This is a genomic window from Vibrio sp. Vb0598, from assembly GCF_033338935.1.
GTDB lineage: Bacteria > Pseudomonadota > Gammaproteobacteria > Enterobacterales > Vibrionaceae > Vibrio > Vibrio alginolyticus.
The window spans coordinates 1-1013 of sequence record NZ_JAWOTP010000326.1; the positions used below are offsets into that span (position 1 = coordinate 1).

1 protein-coding gene and 1 pseudogene are annotated in these 1013 nt (G+C 40.2%); both read right to left on the minus strand.

Translation table 11 applies throughout. The features are described from left to right. Positions 1 to 585: DUF2057 family protein (locus R7Q38_RS25030; RefSeq protein WP_318114757.1), on the minus strand; the 585-nt coding region annotated here is incomplete at its 3' end. Between the two features lie 259 nt (positions 586 to 844). After that, positions 845 to 1013 (minus strand): annotated as a pseudogene (locus tag R7Q38_RS25035) (porin); the annotation flags it as partial.

The following is a 1013-nucleotide window of genomic DNA, read 5'->3' on the forward strand; positions in this document are numbered from 1 at the left end:
TGCTTTTGTCAGTGGCGAATTCACTCTGTGAGTCTCTTTAGCTGTACCCGTTGCCTGAAGCTCAGATAACTCGACTCGCTTGCCATTAGAAAAATAGACGCCGTTAAGTTCGTTGTACTCTGCCAATTGCTCATCAAGGTTTGAATATGGGAAAGCACCTTTTTTACCTGGCATCTTATATTGCGAGTAATCAATAGACTTATCATTGATGCTTACTTTCCAGTCCATTGTATCTTGTTCAAACAGCTTGTCTGCCTGACGCTTATCTCTAAAAGATGGCGCATCAATATAAAGCTCACCCGCGCCAGAACTAAAACCAAGAATGTATGGTGCAGAGTAAACTTGAGTGCGCTTGTCACCACGCCCGATAGCTTTGTTTACCTTAATAACCACTTGGTTTGAGCCATCGATGAGAGTATACGGAGTACTCAATTCATCCGTACTAACGCCATTTACAAACAGAACTTGAACACCTTGTGCGGTACTTAAAGTTACTGATACATCAGTTTTATGTGTTGTGTCTGCGTTCGCTGTTGTACCAAACAGACCAAGAAAAAACGCTACAATCCAAGTTTTTAGTCTCATATCCTAATAACCTTAAAAATCGATTAATTACATCAAAAAGTTAAATCTCGCTTACCACTAATCACAGTTTGAGGAAATCATTAATGAAAAGCCAATCATTTCACTACAACTCGCTGTAGATAATTGGTAAGCGCACTCTTGCCTCGAAACTCTATACCCGCTTGTCCTATGTTTAATAGTTACTGAGTGGTCTAGACGCTTTAATATAAAAAAGGCCGCAATAAATGCGACCTTTACTATATCTACTTAAGTTCTGTTATTAGAACGTGTAGTAAACACCAGCAACAACTAGGTCAGCTTCTTTCTTAGAAACGTTTTTCTCGTCGTTTTCGCTTGAAGTGTATTCGATGAACGTTAGAACGTTACCAGTTACAGCGTAGTCAGCACCAAACGTGTAGTAAGACTGGTCGTGGTCGCCTTCGTACTCA